The 233-nt window shown below is 55.4% G+C and carries 1 pseudogene; it reads left to right on the top strand.

Going from position 1 to position 233, the window contains the following annotated elements:
• A pseudogene (locus tag MXD62_RS09730) lies at window positions 1–233 on the top strand (cobalamin biosynthesis protein CbiX); the annotation flags it as partial.

Below are 233 nucleotides of genomic sequence, written 5' to 3'. Positions count from 1 at the left end.
TGGCAGAAGAGATCGGGCGGATCGAGACAAGCGCCGAGATCGTTTACTGCTCACCGATGGACGATCATCCGCTGATCGTGGAAATTTTGCTGGAGCGGGTTCGCGAGCTTTCCGTTATCCCTTCTTCCGAGGTATTGCTGCTAGTCGGGCATGGAGCAGACGACGTCGAGTATCATCGCAAATGGGAAGAAGTGCTCCAGAGGATTGCACTCACGATTCGCCAACGCCTTGGC

The organism is Frankia sp. Mgl5 (assembly GCF_023242985.1).
GTDB classification, from domain to species: Bacteria; Actinomycetota; Actinomycetes; order Frankiales; family Frankiaceae; genus Parafrankia; species Parafrankia soli.
The sequence above is the reverse complement of the archived record's forward strand: the minus strand, read 5'-3'. Positions and strand labels throughout refer to the sequence as shown.